This window comes from Myroides pelagicus (assembly GCF_009711055.1).
Taxonomy (GTDB): domain Bacteria; phylum Bacteroidota; class Bacteroidia; order Flavobacteriales; family Flavobacteriaceae; genus Flavobacterium; species Flavobacterium pelagicum.
This window is the reverse complement of record NZ_WMJY01000007.1, coordinates 84,505-103,086: the sequence shown is the minus strand read 5'-3', so window position 1 is coordinate 103,086 and position 18,582 is coordinate 84,505. Positions and strand designations below refer to the sequence as shown.

Here is an 18,582-nt window from a genome sequence, read left to right as displayed (position 1 = left end):
TTAATTAAAAAATGAATGTGTAACTTTTATATAAAATGCTCTACCCGGCTTTTGCAAACCGAAGTTGTCATAAATATCTTGGTTTAATATATTCTTGGCATCAAAGCTCATTGTTGTCTTGTTTGATGGAAATTGATACGACAATCCCATATCATTAGGATATTGTGTTGGTATAGTCGCTAGATTTGTTCCTCCCACATTAGACCAGTCTTTCAAAAACTCCTCCACATAATACACATTGTAATACAAGCGCAACCTAGAGCCTTTTTGAATAATGTCTTTAAACTGGTAACTTAAATTTGCATTCATCTTTAATGAAGGCTCATTTCTAATCTGTAACTTATAGTAATGATAAGGAACACCCTCAGCATCAAAAGGGGTGTTAAACAACACATTAAACTTCGAAACTGAGGCAGTTAAGAACACTTTATCTTTAAATGAGTAATTTAACTCCACATCAATACCTGTACTTAAAACTTTCTCTAAGTTTTCATGTCTAGTATAATTACCTCTTTGATCAATAGCCTCACGGATCATACCTTTGGTATCACGCTTGAAATAAGTTGCATTTAATCCGATGCGATGATGTTTAAATTCAAATGGTCCAGCCTGAAAACCGATATTGAAATTCGTACTCTCTTCAGGTTTTAGATTAAAGGCAGACAATACATTGTCAGCATTATTACCAAACAATTCCCCTTCAGAAGGCATTCGAATCGCCTTTTCTGCCGAACCAAGTAAGTATAACTTATCCCAAACTTTATAAGAAAAACTCGCCCCGTAACCATTGTGATCCACGACATTATCTAATTGACGTACAGCATAAGCCACTTTACCAGGACCACTTAACTGATAAGGCTCTTTAGAAATTGCTTTTTGATAATACTTTTTGTAAAATATATTCATTCGCAAACGATTGTCAAACAAAGCATTCTCGTAGTTAAAAGACAGAATGCTTTTATTTAAGTCACGAGTATTAACTAATTGTTGTAATTGTTTTGGCTGCAATTCATCACTGCTATCTCTTAAAAAGAACGTATAAAAGTAATTAGCACTTATGGTGTGGTTAGGCAAAAACTCATAGGCTATATTCGCACGTAAAGCTGTTGTCTTATCTATGTATTTCTGCAGTGATTTATCAGCTGATGCCTCAGCACCATTGTTGTAATATATGATATTCCCCTGTTTATCCCTCATTGGTTTTCCACTCCAGTCATACATCATACCTACAGTATCAACTATCTGTCTAGTCAGGTTACTATAAGTCGCATCTAAACGTACATCTAATCCTTCTATCAATAAATCTTTCTTAAGATACTGTAATGATCCAATAAAGGAATGTTGTTTAGTTAAACGATCCCCATAAACCTTCTGCATAGTACTTCCATGTTGTATTTGTTTTTCTCTACTTGAGACAACTCCACCAATCAAAAACTTATCTGCCCATTTCACATCAGTAAAACCTATGTCAAACTTACCTCCTTGAGACTGGTAAGCATCGTGAAAGCGCTTTGCTCCATTCTCTGGATAGCTTATTGCGCCAGTACTTCCATCGACAAAGCGTATTTGTGGTCCATTTACACGGTAATTATTCTTACTATAGTTAAAAAAACCAGTTCCACTAAACGTAAAGCCATTGTCAGCACGATAACTACCATTCACATTGTATTGATGTGTACCGAAAGATCCATACCCTCCGCTAACATTTAAGGTATTGGTTTGTTTCTGCTTCAAGACAATATTAATAGCTCCACCTAATGCATCATCTGACAAATAGGTAGGTACTACTCCTTTGTACACCTCTATTCGCTCTATCGCTGAAGGAGAAATACTGTTCAGCGAAAAAGAACTTCCATAATTAGAACTAGGAATACCATCTATAAATATTTTAATCGCTCGACCTGAAAGTCCATTAAGATTGTAATTAACACGAGAACCCAGTCCACCGTCTTGGCGAATCTTTACTCCTGCTGTGCGATCTAAAAGTTCATTAGTCTGTATCGACTGTAATGCTACATCCTTTGTATTAATCACATTTACAGCAAATCCACTTGATTCAATACGCTTTTTATCTGTTTGAACATCAATGACCATTTCTTCTAGATTAACTCCTTTAGCTGCAGTAGCTGTAATGATCAAATTCTTACTGGTTGAGGAAAATACAACGGTCTGCTTAATTGGTTGAATCTCTAATGAATTAATCTCTACTTCATATGTTCCATAAGGTAATCCTGTTAAGTAAAAACGACCTTCTTCATTGGTTAAGACACTCTTATTTAGCTCCCTTATAAATACTGTTGCATAACCGACAGGCTGTTTATTGGCATAAGTTACTTGTCCTTCTATCCCTCTTTTGTGATCCTCACCAGCATAACTATTTATAGACATTACCCCGAAAACACAACTAATCAAAAGTAATTTAAACCAGTGATATATCACTTTTGATTGTTTATTTTTATTCTGTAAACCATTATCTAAAAATGACCACATTTTGTCAAAACATACCTTATTATCCATAGATTTTATTAAGATAACCGCTATTATTATTACTATTATTATTCTATGGGCAAAACTAATTATAGTACTCCTGCTGGTATCTTTCACATCGGGATTTTGATTTATACTTTCAGGATTTGTTTTTATTAAATCTAAATAATATTATATTTGCCAACGATAAAAACAATACACTAGGTAATACCATACAAATGATAAAGAATAATCACTTTGCTTTTAACTTAAATAATAAGGAGGTTTTAACGAATTCTTTGTCCCATATCAAGGACTACTTTATATCGCCAATATTTAATACAGAAGAGGAATTAGCACTTGCCTCACCTATCAAAACTATTGCATTAGATATACAGCAGTCTGGTGTATTACTACTTTTATTCAACAACAGTCTATCTACCACTACTCATTACCTCTTTTATAGCGTGTCTACTAATAAGAATTATACTATAGAGTTTACAACAGTAGATAAGACTTATAACTTCTTCTTTATTTATATTCCTTTGACTAAGGAACACCTCTTGACTATTGAACAAACTACACATAACAATTTAACGCAACTAAACACACAACACGAGTTATCTAATCAATTCATTGACCAAAGTCCGACCATTACATCTGAAATGCTAGGCGTACTACACCTTATTAAAAATTGTACAAAATGTGATACCTTCAAAATATTATTTTTAGAAAACAAAATACACGAATTGCTCTTATTAGTTTTAGAAGATCGGCACTTACAGCATCAATCCAATGAGTTAATCACTAAAGAGGATAAAGAAAAAATTGTTTTAGCCCAGCGAATCTTAATTGAAAATTATAATAAGAGAATTACAATACAAGAGTTAGCCAAGCGCGTAGGTACTAATGAATTTAAGCTAAAGAAGCAATTTAAAGTAGTTTACAACAACACGATTTATACCTATCTAACAGCTTATATCATGGAAAAAGCCAAGATTAAGATGGAGTCCGGGCAATACAGCATTAAAGAAATAGCTGAACTATTAGGCTACAGTTCACAGAATCACTTCAGTACAGCTTTTAAACGTTACTACGGTTGCCCTCCAAGTGTATTATTAAAAGCAAAATAATCAACAGTATATAAATGAGAATAGCAGCCCTAGGGCTGCTATTCAACTTAGTTTGTCCTAAATACCTATCACTAGGTTTTAAAAAGTAACATCTGTAATAATTAAATTATGATCAGACAAACCATTTAGCGCATGTGTATGATGCTTTTCTATACTTAGGTGTGATTCTTTTGATTTGACAATAAAGTCTATCTTCTTCTTACTATTCACAACCGGGATAGTCAATTGATCTGCTACCCTTGAATCAAAGCTAAATTCCTTAGCTAAGACCTTCAATGGCTCACTACCTTCTTCTGCATTAAAATCCCCTGTTAAAAGCATCATAGGCTGACTCTGTTGAATCTCAGTGATTGCCTTAGCTTGCAGTGTACGACTCTTATTACTGTTACTCGCTAGATGCGTAGTACCTATTACTAATCTTCCCTCAGGGAGTACTATTTCATTTACCAATAGCCCTCTTGCTTCTTCTTTAAGTTCTCCCTTAGGCAAGCGGTAAAAATGCTCACTAGCAATAGGAAACTTAGACAATATCGCAATGCCGTACTGTCCTCCTTCATAGTCAATCGTACGACCAAATGAATAGTACATATCTAAGCGTTGTGCTAATGCACGAACTTGATTTAAATGCTCACCTGAGCGCTTTGTGTGTACATCTATCTCTTGTAGGGTAAGGACATCAACCTGATGCTGCTTTGCAAATGCTGACAGCGAATTCAAATCGATCCAATGATAGCGATCATTTGCCGCCGCGAAGTGATGTACATTATAGTTAACCACGCGAACGGCCTCCACCCCCTTTGTTTCAACGGCTATTTGCGAAACCCATCGAAAAGTAGTCAGAACCGGATAGTGATCCGATGCAAAGCGAGGGCCTCGCTGAATGTCGAGTTCTTGATATTTAAGTGGAGCTAATGCATTCCCTTTGACAAAAACATAATCAATGCGATGGCGCTTAGCAGCCTGTATATCCCACGCATTGAAAGTATGTCCCATCTCTGCACGGTACATCGCTTGATCTCGTGTATCGGCAAAGCCTAATTCAATAATTTTTTGATATGGTGTATCATTGGGTGGCAAGTTCAAATCTCCTGTTAATACAACGGTCTCTCCCATGACTAATTGGTCTATGTATTGCTCAATAACAGCCACACTCTTCTCTCTTGCCTGTTTCCCTCTGTGATCAAAATGTGTATTGAAATGATAAAACACCTGTTTTGACTCCAAGTCTTCAAACTTCGCCCATGTAACGATACGAGGTAGTGAAGAATCCCAGGATTTAGAATTTTTTTCTTGAGGAGACTCTGATAACCAGAAAGTTCCACTCTCCAAGACTTTAAAGCGAGACTTTAAATAAAAGATTGGACTAAACTCTCCTTTAGTATCTCCTTCTCTACCCTCACCAATATAATCATACCCGGGTAATAGGTTTTGCAAGTCCACGAGTTGGGGATACGTTACCTCTTGCATTCCGACGATATCTGTTTCATTAAAAAACACAATCTCAGCGACCCACTCCTTGCGCAGTCCCCACTGATTGATTCCATCTAAAGGGCTATCCATACGCACATTAAAGCTCATCACTTTCAACTCTTCTGGCATAGGTTTTTGAGCCCATACCACGCCTGCCAAAAGTACTAAGCAAGCAGTTAAAATACTTCTTACCATCTTGGATTCTGTTCTAAATTATTATTTAATTGTAATTCCTGGGTCGGTATAGGATATAAATAATCCTTGTTTTCATCAAAAGTACGATTAGCAAATGTCGGATGAGGATCTACGCGATTGTTTTGATTTAGGTAGATTTCAGAACCAAGTTTTATGTAAAACACACCTTTTTCTGTAGGATTAGGGCGTTGTCCTTCATAGAGATTAATGTCTATCTTACCGTCATTATCTAAGTCATATTGACCAGCACCTGGGAAATACATACCCTCAATAGGCAAAGTCAAGGCTTGTCCTGCTTTCCAACGAACAATATCATCCCAACGGAAGTCTTCCATGAACAACTCAATTCTGCGCTCTCTTCTAAGCTCTAATAGAATTCCTTTATTAGCTCCTGTTACATTTGCATATTGCTTAGCTAAGAACGCATCTGCATTTGCATTAGCCCCTGCTAAGTCCATTACTGGCATTGCCACTCGTTCGCGTAGTTTGTTTACACTCTTGTCTAAGTCCTCTTGAGTCAAAATACCTAACTCAGCTTTTGCTTCTGCATAATTCAACAATACTTCTGCAAATCTAAATAAAGGCAAATCAACAATTGAACTACTATTACTATCGTATTTTTGCTCTGTCACATATTTGATTAATTGATATCCTGTCACAGCAGCAGACAAGTCCGGCGCAAGTGTCTTATCACTACCCAAACGCGTATAACCCGGTGTACGAATTGTCTGACTAAGGCGTAGATCTCTGTTTTGTGTCTCCTCACCAAACATCATGGTCTTATGATTTGGCAAATCTGTAAAACGACTCCCGTCTTGCATTAAATAGCTATCGACCAACTCTTTTGGCATCGATGGACGTCCATAGGAAGAGGTAACGGTATAATAGTTTACATTGTGTTTCACATTTAAAGCATCATCATACTCCCTAGCCAAAATAATTTCATCTCCTATGGCTTTATGTGAGGCAAATAAATCTCTATAATCTGTCGATGGATTACCTGTTGAAAACACTTTGTACCCCGATTCATTCATCAATATTTCTGCAGAAGTATAAGCCTGTGTCAAGTAAGGCTCATATCCTGGAATACCTCTATACTTCATATACGTACCTTCGTATAGTGCTACTCTTGTCTTCAGTGCCAATGCTGTCCATTTGGTGATAGTATAGGTCTTTTTAGAAGTATTTAACCCCGCGATTGCCTGGTCTAAATCTTTTAAAATATTGTCCACTACCATTTTGCGTGGATCTCTTGCTTTTTCTAATGAAGCAGTATCAGATGGATCAATAACATAGTCATACCAAGGCACATCACCAAAACGCTTCAACTTGTCAAAGTAGAAATAAGCACGGAAAAACTTAGCAACGCCTCCATAGTGCTTTACAGCACTCTCTACTGGTACACGCTCATGGTTTTCTAAGAAGTAATTGATGTTTCTTAGGTTTGCCCAACTCCAACCTCCTCCTGTTGTTGGCACTGTACGGGTTCCTCTGATTTCTTCAGACAAGATATTCTGTACAATATTTGCTGGGGTATTATCTCCATTGTAGATACTTGTAGCCGGAAACATTCGGTAAAATGAATTAGCATATAATTGTAAGTCACTCTCTTTTTGAAAGAAGTTATCTCCTGTAACGTCAGATAATGGTTCTTTATCTAAGAAATCACTACTACACGAACCTAGTGTTAATGCAGCTAAAGCAATTAGTATAAATTTATTTCTTTTCATTGTTGTATTGGTTGTGTGGATTAAAAGTTAAGTTGTACCCCAAAGCTTACCACTTTAGAGAAAGGATAGTTCTGAGCCTGTGTTCTAGTTCGTGCTGAACTCGGACTATTAAAATTAAAAGCGTTACTCGCTGCCTCAGGATCGATAAAATCAGTCAACTTGGAAAAAGTTAATAGGTTTTCTCCGCTTAAATAAAAGCGTATTTTATCCATTTTTATCTTTTTCAAGAAGCTCTGTGGCAATGTATATCCAATGGTTATATTCTTCATTCTCAAGTAAGAAATATCTTGCTTATAACGCGTATTCACCACTCCTAACTGTCTATTGTTTCCTAGTGCTGTATATCCCACTAGACGAGGAAAGTAAGCATCAGGGTTCTCTTCTGACCAGATATTATCGGCTAAGTCAGGACGTATAAATGAGTTGTATGGTCTACTATATGGCCCCCAGAACATTCTACTGTCCTTATCTGGATACCAATCTTGTTTTCCAACTCCTTGAAAGAAAGCTGAAAAGTCAATTCCCTTCCAGTCAAAAGCTACTTTGAAGTTATACATATACCTTGGAGCTGTATTTCCGATTTTACGCATATCTCCAGGATTACTTAGGGTATTGTCTCCTTGATCTACTTTACCGTCGCCATTAAGGTCCTTGAACATCACATCTCCTGGTTTTAGCCCTCCCAATGAATAGATATAAGCCGATACTTTTGATTGGTCTGCGTGATTAGCGATTTGTTCTTCACTTTGAAACAATCCTTCTACTTCGTACCCCCACATCTCACCAAGTTCCATACCTACATAATAGTCACTCAATAATCCTTTTGGGTTATCGAATTTGGTAATTTTAGTCTTAGAGTCAGACAAACCGGCTGAAATAGAGTAATTAAAATCACTACCCGCCAGTTTAAATGAATCGTTGAATCCTACAGAAAGCTCAAAGCCATTGGTTCTCAAGTTTGCTGCATTCTCTTTTGGCGCTCCTGTTCCCAGTACACCTGGTAGAGTCATACCTTTAGTCAGCATGCCCTGGATATCTCGTTGGAAATAATCAAAAGACATTGATAGCTTATTGTTAAAGAATGCTAAGTCTGCCCCAACATCATACGTCTCAACGCGTTCCCATGTAATGTCTTTTGGATTTAATCCTGGTGCACTGATATAGTCTAAATAAGCTCCATCTAGTGCATAACCATTGTCAATCTGCTTGTTTAACGTAGGTATATAGTCATAGGCTCCAATATTCTGATTACCTAATTCTCCGTAAGATGCACGAAGTTTAAACTGATTCCAGAACGACATCGCACGTTTAAAGAACGGCTCATTCGCTACATTCCACCCTACAGAATAGGATGGGAAGAATCCCCAGCGCTGATCCTCTGGAAACTTCGAAGTCGCGTCATATCGACCGTTAAACTCCACTAAGTATTTATCTGCAAAATTATATGACAAACGGTAGAAATATCCTCTTAATGCCCATTCATAAGCACTACCTGTCACTTGAGGATTAGAAGACCCCAAACCAGGGTTATTCAAGTCATCTGAGATTAAATCCTGAATACTAGAAATCATGTTTTGACTTCTGAAGTACTCTTGGTTATACCCTCCCATCACATCAAAATTGTGATCGCCTAAATCTAAACGGTATTGCCCATAAATATTCAGTGCATTATAGTCGTTTTCTCGATTGTTTACACTGAGTTTATTGGTTCCAAAATAATCTACTTTACCTGGAAAGATGGAGTAAGGCACTTTTGTGGAGCGCTCTGAAATTTTAGTAGTATTTTTTCGATAGGCGTAACTTGCGTGAATATCTAAATTATTAATTGGCTTGAAGTGGAAAGCATTGATCGTAGAAAACTCATCTCTAACATCTAAGCGATTTGACTTACCGTGAAGTAAAGCAGCAAAATATCCATCTCCTACCGTATAGTTATTCAGTTCGGTACGCCATAGTGCTGTCCCATCAGAGTTTGTCGGTACATACGCCGGTAGCGCGTGTACAAGCATTAAGTTACTCCACGGGTCTCTCCATCCATATTGACTACCTCCATGTACTAAATCAGACGATTTGAAATACTGGTTATTGGTACTGAATGTAATCCAGTCATTTACCTTTACGTCAAACTTAGCTCGAATATTATTTCGCTTGTAATTGTCGTCTTGTGTACGCAGAATACCCTCGGTTTGATAGTTTCTAAAAGAGAAATATCCTTTAACGTTCTCACTACCTCCTTGAATGTTCACATCGTTGATATACGAGCGGCGTGTATCTTTCCAGAAGTAATCCCACCAATCGGTATTTCCATAGTGTACGAACTGATCACGTCCATTTCTATTTTGTATTTCCACACGAGCAAGGGAAGGATCATTAGCCACCATCTTTAATTGCTCATAATCTTCGTCTGTATATCCAGTATAGCGTCTCCCTGTACTCGCTAAAAAAGCGTCATCAACAATCTTCGTCGAGCGATAAGGATCTGTCAAAAAATCAGTATCATGAGTAACCGAAGAAAAGTTTACTGAAGAATTTACACCTACTTTAATCTCGCCTTCTTTGGCATTTTTAGTTTTTACCAGTACCACCCCAAACGAACCACGAGCCCCATATACTGCAGCAGCTCCAGCATCTTTCAGCACACTGATACTCTCTATATCGTCTGGATTAAGGTTACCTAAGCTACCTTCCACTCCGTCAATTAAGATTAGTGGAGAACCACCATTAATAGAGGTAAACCCACGAATATTCACTCTTGGTTCACTACCTTCTTTTCCAGTCGCCTGATTGACATTCAAACCAGGGGTAGTACCTTGAAGAGAGGCAATAGCATTTGCACTTGGACGGTTGCTCAATAAGTCTGTGTCCACTTCTACGACAGAGGTAGTAATGTTTTGTTTTTTCTTATCTCCATAACCAATCGCTACCACTACAACATCATCTAACTGTGTCGCAAAACTTGGATTTGTTACTTTGATTTGGTTTTTTACCTGTTTAATCTCCAGACCTGTTTGCATGCTCAAAAAGGCTAAAACATCAGTCACAGGAGTTGTTTTGAAGTCATAAGCCACTAATTTATACTCCTTGAATGAAACATCTTGGTAACTCACCTTTGCGCCAATCCGCTGACTTAAAGACTGTAAGATATCCCCCAGTGAAGCATCATTTTGAATATTAATTGTAACCATAGGAGAGGATGTCTCCACTTTTCGCTCTTGAGCTCCTAAAAAATGGGAGCTGATAAGGAATGCTACATAACAACAAACCGTTAGTTTTTTCATTATTAACTGTTTTAGTATAAGATTGATAGCCAAAACTATCGATCGTTTTTTAAACTAAGCAGCTAATGCTATTTAAGAAAACATTAATAAACACCTCAACTTCAACACACTATCTATCACTAATTAATCCACTACTAATCAATATTTAATCATTTCTAAACAGAACATCTCTCCCTGTTAAGCCAATCTTAATATTTGATTTTTAGCAACAAAAAATTACATTATGAGAAAATCTAACCGACATTTTTCCAACGTTTTGACTGTACTCTTTTTTCACCATTCACTAACAACATATGGATCGATAAACAAAAATGAAAGAAGAATTATTATTTAAAAAAACATACTGAGTTCTATATTTTTTCTTAATAAATCTATAAAAAACAGTAAATCAGTAAATTCAGAATAAATATAACCTATCAATAGTCTAAAATAATTCCATTATCCTAGAAAAGATTATCAGAAAAACAGATAGAATAAAATAGAGATTAACATCATTATCTAGTAATTCGCAAAAAGACCTAATTATCACTTTTTTAATTCCTTTTTAAGGAAAAAAATTAGCCTACGTATAAGGCTTTCCCTACTTTTGTGTTGTACTCAAAGGTTGTTGATATCATCACTAAACGAGTAATTGTAAGGATTGCTAACTATAGAAGTCAATCACTTACCCAATCCCAATCTATCGAACTGAAATAGAGATCACTTCTATTCAAGTTATATGTTGTTTCCTAAGAAAGCTCTAAAGTAATTTGGAGCTTTTTTTCATCAAAAAGATATTCATAAAGTCGTTGAAATCAGGCTATTTAATACACTAGTTCGTATTTTTTTTAATCGATCAAAGCACTGCAGCTGATCACCTTCTTATAGACATTATTTTTCCACACTTCCTTGACCTATAGGTGTAGTTTGCTTGAGCTTTACTTGCCAAGAACCTGTTTCTGGACTCGTAAACTGCAGGAATACTGCACACGTAGCACAAGCTTGGCAACAAAAGCCATGATTTTGATACCTATAAGCTCTAAAACAAGTTACTTATTTAAAAAACAGAATTTTTTCGAAAAAATATAAAAGAGCCTTTATCTTCCTTTTTGAAAGAAACCATATTATTGAAAAAACTCGTTTTCAAGGCTGTAAAAAAATACCTAAAGCAAGTCCTTTTACCCTTTTGTATAAAAAACAAAAGAGCCCCTATACAATAGGAGCTCTTTCTACACATTTATTTGTAATTCTAATTTTGGTGGTAATTCAAATGATTATAAATCTAAGATTATAAATTCACTTCGTCTATTAGCTTGATGCTCTTGAATAGTACACGGAACTTTATTCTTACATTTATTAGTTAAGTCTGATTCGCCATATCCTTTACCAGATACACGTTCAGGAGCGATTCCCTGAGCGATAATCCACGCAATTGTCGATTTGGCACGTCTATCAGATAATTTCATATTATAGGCATCGTTTCCTCTACTGTCTGTGTGAGAACGCACATCTATCTTCAAGGCTGGATACATCTCCAATACTTCTACGATTTTAGCTAATTCAATAGCAGCGTCAGGACGGATATTCGATTTATCAAAATCAAAATATATCGGTTCTAGTTTCAACTTTTTGAATAAATCATCGTTCTTCTCGATTTTCTCAACAATCGGATCAAGCCCAATATTCAATTCGTGGAAAGCATCAAACTCTTTGCCCAATACAGTAACTACCTCATTGGTTTGATAGCCTGTTGCACTTGCCTTAATTCTGTATTTAAAATTACAAGGCAGCGATTCTGTGATATACTCCCCATTTGCGTTGGTCGTGTATTGCCCTAGCTCTTTATAATTACTATCATAAAGTACAACGCTCGCCTTTGGAATCACTACAGCTTTACTGTTGTCAAATACTGTTCCTTTAATTTGTTGTTTACAATCTACTACTTTAAAGAAGTAGATATCGTCATTACCATGACCTCCTTCACGGTTTGAAGAGACAAACCCTTTGCGGTTATTGGCATCGACAAAGAAAGCAAAATCATCAGCAGCTGTATTGATTGGTGCTCCGACATTAACAACTTTACCAAAAGACCCATCTACATTGATCTTTGCTTTATAGACGTCTAATCCCCCTAAACCTGGACGTCCATCAGAAGAAAAATACAACATATTGTCTGCAGAGACAAACGGAAAAGTCTCTTTTCCTTCTGTATTTATCTTTTTGCCCAAGTTGATTGGTTCAGAGAATGATCCATCTTCGTGGATACTTACTTTGAACAAATCTGATTGACCAATACTTCCATCTCTATCCGACACGAAATACAATACCTTCTCATCAGGGGATAAAGCTGGATGAGCAGTATTAAAGTCATCTGAGTTAAAAGGTAATTCAACGGCTTCAGACCAAGAACCATCAGCTTCTCTAGTTGCCTTATACAATTTCAACAAAATAGCATAGTCTTGATTATGCACCTTTTTTCCCTTGCGTGAATTATTACGAGTGAAGTACATCGTCTGACCATCTTTTGTAAAAATTGCCGATGCCTCGTTTACCTTTGTACGCATTTGTTTATCAAATAATTCAGGTTCACTAAAATCCCCATCGCTATTGATTTGTGTTACATACAAATTAGTAAAAGCTTCGTTGGTCCAATTATGTCTGCGTCCCTCACGCGTATCTTCAGTTTCTCTAGCTGAGGTAAATACCAAATTATTATCTAACAAAGCTGTGCCATAATCTGAATATTGACTATTAATCGGTAAACTCTGCAACTCATAACGCTTAATAGTGGCATTAATAGTCTTTAGATAGGTATCCTTTTCTGCTTCGAAAAGCACCCCTCTACTGTCAAATTTTTCCAATTGTGCAAATTCAGATAAGTATTTATCTGCATTTACATAATCCTCTAGGGCTCTAAAAGTCTGTGCATAGCGGTAGTAATACTCCGATGGCAAGGTAGTAGACTTTTGACTAGCTAAGGCAAAAAGCTCTTTGTACCACCCATTAGCTTGCTTAAGTTCACCTTTGAAATAATAAGCATCGCCGAGCTTTGACAGCGTATTGACACTCTTATACCCCTTAGCTACAATTCGTTCATATACCTCAATGGCATTGACATATTCGAATTGTTCGAAGGTTTTGTCCGCTCTTTTTTCCTTTGCTTTCTGTGCATATGTGTTCCCCCCGGATACTACGCAACAAGCAAAGGCAAGCGCTGTTAATATACTTTTTTTCATTATCTACACTTTATAGGATTAGAAGAATCGCGGTGTATTAATTCTACTGCGTCTATTGAATAATTCAAACTTCAAAAACACCTCGTGAGAACCAGAGTTGTAATTAGCCAGTTTCGAGGTTTCTGCATCGTAAGAATAACCTACAAATAAATTGTCATTCACTTGGAAACCAACTAATCCACTCACTGAGGCATCCCAACGGTAAGCTGCTCCTAATGTAAACTTCTCTCTAAATAGGAAATTAGCCGTTAAATCGACCTGAAGGGGAGCACCTTCCACTACCTTAATCAAAGTAGCTGGCTTAAATTTTAAACTAGGATTTAGTTCAAATACATAACCTCCCATCAAATAAAAGTGAGCTTTTTGACGCATTGTAGTAATCTCGTTGTCATCATAACGATCTGTCGATAGAAAGTTTGGGACAGAAAGACCAACATATGCTTTATCAGAGTACAAATAAGCACCCGCTCCTATGTTTGGTGTAAACTGATTGTCAATATTATTATTAACAGGATCAGTACCGTCGAATATCTTTAGTTTAGTATAATCCACGTTAAGTAAATTCGCCGTTCCTTTCAATCCGAAAGCCAATTTATATTCGTGGTTTACATCTATTGTATAAGACACGTCAATAGCGATATTATTTTCATTCATAGCACCTAAGCGGTCATTGGTAAAGTTAACTCCCATACCAACTCTAGAATCACCAATTGGCGAATGCGCTGAGAAACTAGCCGTCTTAGGAGCTCCTTCCATCCCTACCCACTGTGAACGATAGTGTCCGAAGAAGTTCAATGTCCCTCGACTCCCTGCATAAGCAGGGTTGATATTTGAGGGATTGTACATATATTGTGTGAATTGCGGATCTTGTTGCGCCATAGCCTGTTCTACGCCACTAGCCATCACAAGTCCTAATACAGTATATTTAAAAATTGTTTTGTAATTCATGTTTACGTCTTGCTTTAATTAGCCTCTAGGTGTAAGTATCCTGCTTTCTTGATCGCTCGCGTACCACTTTGATCTTTGTAGTCATACGTCACTACGTAGTAATACGTACCTGTCGGTAGATCTTCTCCTTTGTTAATAGTACCACGTCCATCAGACTTTCCTGTAAAGACATTACCTCTAGAGTTATAATTTGTTGTTTCGTACACTTGTACGCCCCAACGGTTATAAATCTCAACTTTATTACCCGGAAAACGATCAATATTATCAATTCTAAAGAAGTCATTCTTACCATCTCCGTTTGCCGATACTAAGGTGTAAATCACTACCCCTCCATCAAGCATACTGTCTGTATCTACAGTACCTAAAGTAAAAAAACCATATCCTTTAACAGAAGTAGGTGTAGTTACAGATTTCGCGTCAACATCAACGATTCCTCCTTCATCTACCCAAAGCTGAAGATCAGCATCCCAACGAAGAATATGTAAATCTTTCACAGGGTCAACCAATAAATCAGCTGGTGTAGTACGCTCGTCCCAAGTAAGAGTCAATATAACATCACTAGTTACATTATCAGGCCGATTTACTAACCAATATTCTCTGGTATTCAACTTTTCAATGATACCTGCTGTATTGTTTCTACTAACAAAAAACTGTGTATTATCTAATTCATATCTACTCTTAAACAAGTCTTTCTCCTGTGCAGGAGCAGAAATTTCAGCCTTGCGATAATATCCATCATCTCCTACAGGAAAAACAAAAGCCGTTTTACCTTCTTTATCTACTTGTCCTTGGACATGACTAATATCTTTAACCTGAATAGCTGTAGCATCGTTTAAGAAAGTTAGCGAAGCTTCATTGCCCGTAACATGAGCAATTCCTTCAGAGAAAGTCATCTCTCCAGCCACAACAACTGTATTCTCAATAGCAAATGCTTTATCAGCTGTCGGGTTGAAAAGCTCAAGATCGTTAAACATCGTAATCGATGACCCCTTAAGCGTTTGTAGTTTACTTCCTTTCAACAGTGTTTTTCCTTGAGCTGTATTTCCCTTATAATCGAAGAAATCACCATTGTTAATCAAGTCATCTTCCAAGATAAGTGTCCCGTTATTTCTAAAGTTAGCCGCTGTCTTGTTCTCTAAGCTATACTTAGAAGACACCACAGCATCAGGGCTAATATAGAAATCACCTTTATTAACTGTCTGGGCATGTGTACCCGCATAAGACAACGCGAAGGCTATTAATAGTGTTTTATACTGTTTCATAGATTCTTATTTTACTACAAAAACAATATTCATTATAGAAGTTGGTGTACCGTTACCAATGATTTCATAGGTCATTTTACCATCAGCAGTAATCACAATATCTTTAAAAACAGCTGGATCGTAATCCGTTACGTAATAGTATAGATCAGTTGCTTCTGGATAATGAGGGATAGTAGCAGGAGCCCCTTGACTCATCACAGCATTACCACTAGTCATACTAAACTGTTTTTTATACTCAGCATATAAATCTTTTGGCTCTGTAACAACGCCAAGAGTTGAAGTATCAAAAGTAATTGTAGGCATATAGAAGAACTTCACAGCTTTGTTATCTGTAGTTACCATCTGTTGCCATTTAGTACCATCATTATAGTAAAAACCTGGAACTACATCACCCGCTTTCGCTGTGTTATACACAGTCATACCACTTACGTGAGCAGTTAATGGAGCAGGATTATTAGTTTCCTTTAATTCAACACGAGGTAATAAAAGACCTTTGTCAGTCGCATCAAGTTCTAATACTGCATTAGCATTTACATCAGGATTATTATTCCCTGTTACTCCTATCTTTGTTTGTGCATAGCCTGCTGAAGTAAGTAGTGCAAGAGCTAAGCTTAAATATATTTTTTTCATAATGTAAGTTTGATTTAATAAAAAGGGAAGAGTCTCAAGTGAGTTGGCTTACTCTCCCTTTTTCGAAAAGAATTATAATTGTTGTTTGTTGTTTACTAGATTATGGTTGAGTTGTAGTAGGATCTACTTCTTTTCCTAAATATTCTACTACTACTTCATAGTCCCCTGCAGGTAAAGCAGTATAGATATTACCCACACCGATATTAAAGTCAATCTTAGTGCCAGTCACTACAACATCTTTAGTTGACTCAGTAATTAGCACTCCATTTTGCAATACCTTGATTGAAAGCACTCCGTTGATAGCATTATCCCCAGTCGCGTTTGCTAAAGTAACTCCTGTTGTTCTTGCAGAAGTTCCGTTAGCTGTTGTACTACCTTTTACTAATAATACTTTACGACCGTTATAGATATCACCTGTGAATATAATATCTCCCTCATTTGTAATGTGATCTCCAAGCGCTTGTTTGATTACATCTGTATAGTTATTAATAATTTCTAACAAGAAAGAAGCAGGTAATTCAATAGGTGTTTTAGTAGTCGTACCATCGGCATTTACTACCATTGTGTAGAATACATTATCTGTATTAGCGTCATTATCATGATCACCGAAGTACACGTTACCCCCTTGGTTTAACACATTCGTCAATGCATTCTTTACCTCTTCGTTGTTATTGATAGAAGAAATAATATCAGCAGTCATGTTGATGAATTGCTCTTCTTTATCTTCGTTATTGTACTTATAGAAGATCTCACCTTTTTTAACATCAGCTTCTACTGGAGCTACTGCAGCTGCATAATCTTCTAACGTACCGTCTGTTTTAGACTCTGTTCTTAAGATGCTTGTTTTAGTTTCTACAGCAGCAACAAGATCTGTTAGATTGATTGTTTTGTAGTCATTTACTGTATTATCCCAATACTGTAACACCCATTCTTCTTTGTTAGGGTCTGTACTAATATTTTTATAGATAACATTCCCTTCTGAGAACTGAGTGATATACTGTAAGTACTCCTCTACAGAATTAAAAGTCATATCCTGACCTCCTACTTTGACTGTTATATTTCCTTGAGTAGTTAAGATTTCTTCGATGTTATTGATAACTCCACCTACTACATCTACATGGATAGCTCCCGCTGGAACAGCAGTCCATTTAGTCACATCTAATTCTCCTCCTCCTACAATGTATGCTTCAGATAAGTAATATTGTTTATTATTATAAGTAACAATCGTTGTTTTAGACTCTGTACCAGCTACTAAATCACGAAGACTAATTGTTTTATATTTTCCTGTTGATTTATCATAGTATTGGAATACCCAATTTGGGTTAGCTGGATCTGTGCTAATGTTTTTATAGATAACATTACCATCTGCAGACTGAGAAATGTACTGTAAATACTCTTCAACAGTTTTGAAAGTCTTATCTCCTTCTATTGTAGTTACTGTAATAGATGTTGGTGCTTCTAAGATTTCTTTGAAGTTGTTTACTACAGTTCCTTTTACATCAATACTAATTGCTCCTGGTGTTTCAGCATTCAATCCATCTAAAATCTCTTGAATCTTAGCTTCATCGGTTTCCTCACCAATAGCTTTTACAATAGTACTTTCGTTGAAGTACACATAACCTGTAACCTTATTATTAGCATCTCTAATCTCTTTAAAGAAAGTGTTAGTTTCTTTACCTTGGATCATTTTAAGCAAGTCAATCTTATTAGTGATATACTTTTTATTTGTAGCATCATATACTACCTCATACATATCACCAGTAGTATTATCATATACGATAGTTGTATGACCTGGTTTAGTTGTATCCTTATTACCTGGATTAGATGGTAAGATATAGTTTACTACTTTTTGTAAGCTTTCTACATCGTTGATCACATTTGTGATATCTCCACCAATATTTTCAACTACTGTATCTAATTCTTCTTTACCTATTATTCTATTCCATTTAGTTCCATCCCAGTAGTAAAAACCAGTTAATACATCTGCAGTTTTTACTTTATTAAATACTAATAGACTTGTACTTTCAGTAGAAATACCTTCCATTTGAAACTCATTAGTATTCTTTAATTCCACGCGAGGAATCAAGATACCTTTTTTACCGGATTTAGATACAATGTCAAGTTCTGCTGAAGTAGCAGGATCCGGCGTACCGATCCCTACCTGCGCATTTGCAAAATACGAAGCTCCTAATAATGCTGCTATTAATGTGATTTTTTTCATTTCTAAAAAGTGTTATAAATTATTGTTGTTTGTT

At 36.4% G+C, this 18,582-nt stretch carries 10 protein-coding genes; 1 reads left to right on the top strand and 9 read right to left on the bottom strand.

Annotation, left to right across the window (positions count from 1 at the left end; translation table 11 throughout):
• Nucleotides 1-2,517 (bottom strand): TonB-dependent receptor, encoded by a 2,517-nt coding sequence (locus GJV77_RS04815; RefSeq protein WP_240142819.1) that lies wholly within the window; start codon nucleotides 2,515-2,517, stop codon nucleotides 1-3.
• Nucleotides 2,518-2,705: 188 nt separating this feature from the next.
• Between GJV77_RS04815 and GJV77_RS04810 the strand changes: the two genes are divergently transcribed.
• Nucleotides 2,706-3,599, top strand: coding sequence for a helix-turn-helix domain-containing protein (locus GJV77_RS04810; RefSeq protein ID WP_155035222.1), 894 nt, complete (start codon nucleotides 2,706-2,708; stop codon nucleotides 3,597-3,599).
• A 78-nt stretch (nucleotides 3,600-3,677) separates the two neighbouring features.
• Here the strand turns inward: GJV77_RS04810 and GJV77_RS14895 are convergent, their stop codons facing one another.
• The 8 genes from GJV77_RS14895 to GJV77_RS04770 form a co-directional block, all read right to left on the bottom strand.
• Nucleotides 3,678-5,264 carry an endonuclease/exonuclease/phosphatase family protein gene (locus GJV77_RS14895; protein ID WP_240142818.1) on the bottom strand — a complete coding sequence of 529 codons (1,587 nt, stop codon included), beginning with the start codon at nucleotides 5,262-5,264 and terminating at the stop codon, nucleotides 3,678-3,680.
• The gene (locus GJV77_RS04800) at nucleotides 5,258-6,994 is read right to left on the bottom strand and encodes a RagB/SusD family nutrient uptake outer membrane protein (RefSeq protein ID WP_155035221.1); all 1,737 of its coding nucleotides are present in this window, start codon (nucleotides 6,992-6,994) and stop codon (nucleotides 5,258-5,260) included. Before GJV77_RS04800 ends, GJV77_RS14895 begins: the two co-directional genes overlap by 7 nt.
• Nucleotides 6,995-7,014: 20 nt before the next feature.
• Nucleotides 7,015-10,272 carry a SusC/RagA family TonB-linked outer membrane protein gene (locus GJV77_RS04795; RefSeq protein ID WP_155035220.1) on the bottom strand — a complete coding sequence of 1,086 codons (3,258 nt, stop codon included), beginning with the start codon at nucleotides 10,270-10,272 and terminating at the stop codon, nucleotides 7,015-7,017.
• A 1,253-nt stretch (nucleotides 10,273-11,525) separates the two neighbouring features.
• Nucleotides 11,526-13,487, bottom strand: a complete 1,962-nt coding sequence (locus tag GJV77_RS04790; protein WP_155035219.1) for an OmpA family protein — start codon at nucleotides 13,485-13,487, stop codon at nucleotides 11,526-11,528.
• A gap of 18 nt (nucleotides 13,488-13,505) precedes the next feature.
• Nucleotides 13,506-14,435, bottom strand: a complete 930-nt coding sequence (locus tag GJV77_RS04785; RefSeq protein WP_155035218.1) for a PorP/SprF family type IX secretion system membrane protein — start codon at nucleotides 14,433-14,435, stop codon at nucleotides 13,506-13,508.
• Between the two features lie 14 nt (nucleotides 14,436-14,449).
• Nucleotides 14,450-15,697 (bottom strand): gliding motility-associated C-terminal domain-containing protein, encoded by a 1,248-nt coding sequence (locus GJV77_RS04780; RefSeq protein ID WP_155035217.1) that lies wholly within the window; start codon nucleotides 15,695-15,697, stop codon nucleotides 14,450-14,452.
• 6 nt (nucleotides 15,698-15,703) lie between these two features.
• Nucleotides 15,704-16,327, bottom strand: a complete 624-nt coding sequence (locus GJV77_RS04775; protein WP_155035216.1) for a hypothetical protein — start codon at nucleotides 16,325-16,327, stop codon at nucleotides 15,704-15,706.
• 100 nt (nucleotides 16,328-16,427) lie between these two features.
• The gene (locus tag GJV77_RS04770; RefSeq protein WP_155035215.1) at nucleotides 16,428-18,548 is read right to left on the bottom strand and encodes a hypothetical protein; all 2,121 of its coding nucleotides are present in this window, start codon (nucleotides 18,546-18,548) and stop codon (nucleotides 16,428-16,430) included.
• Nucleotides 18,549-18,582: the final 34 nt, after the last annotated feature.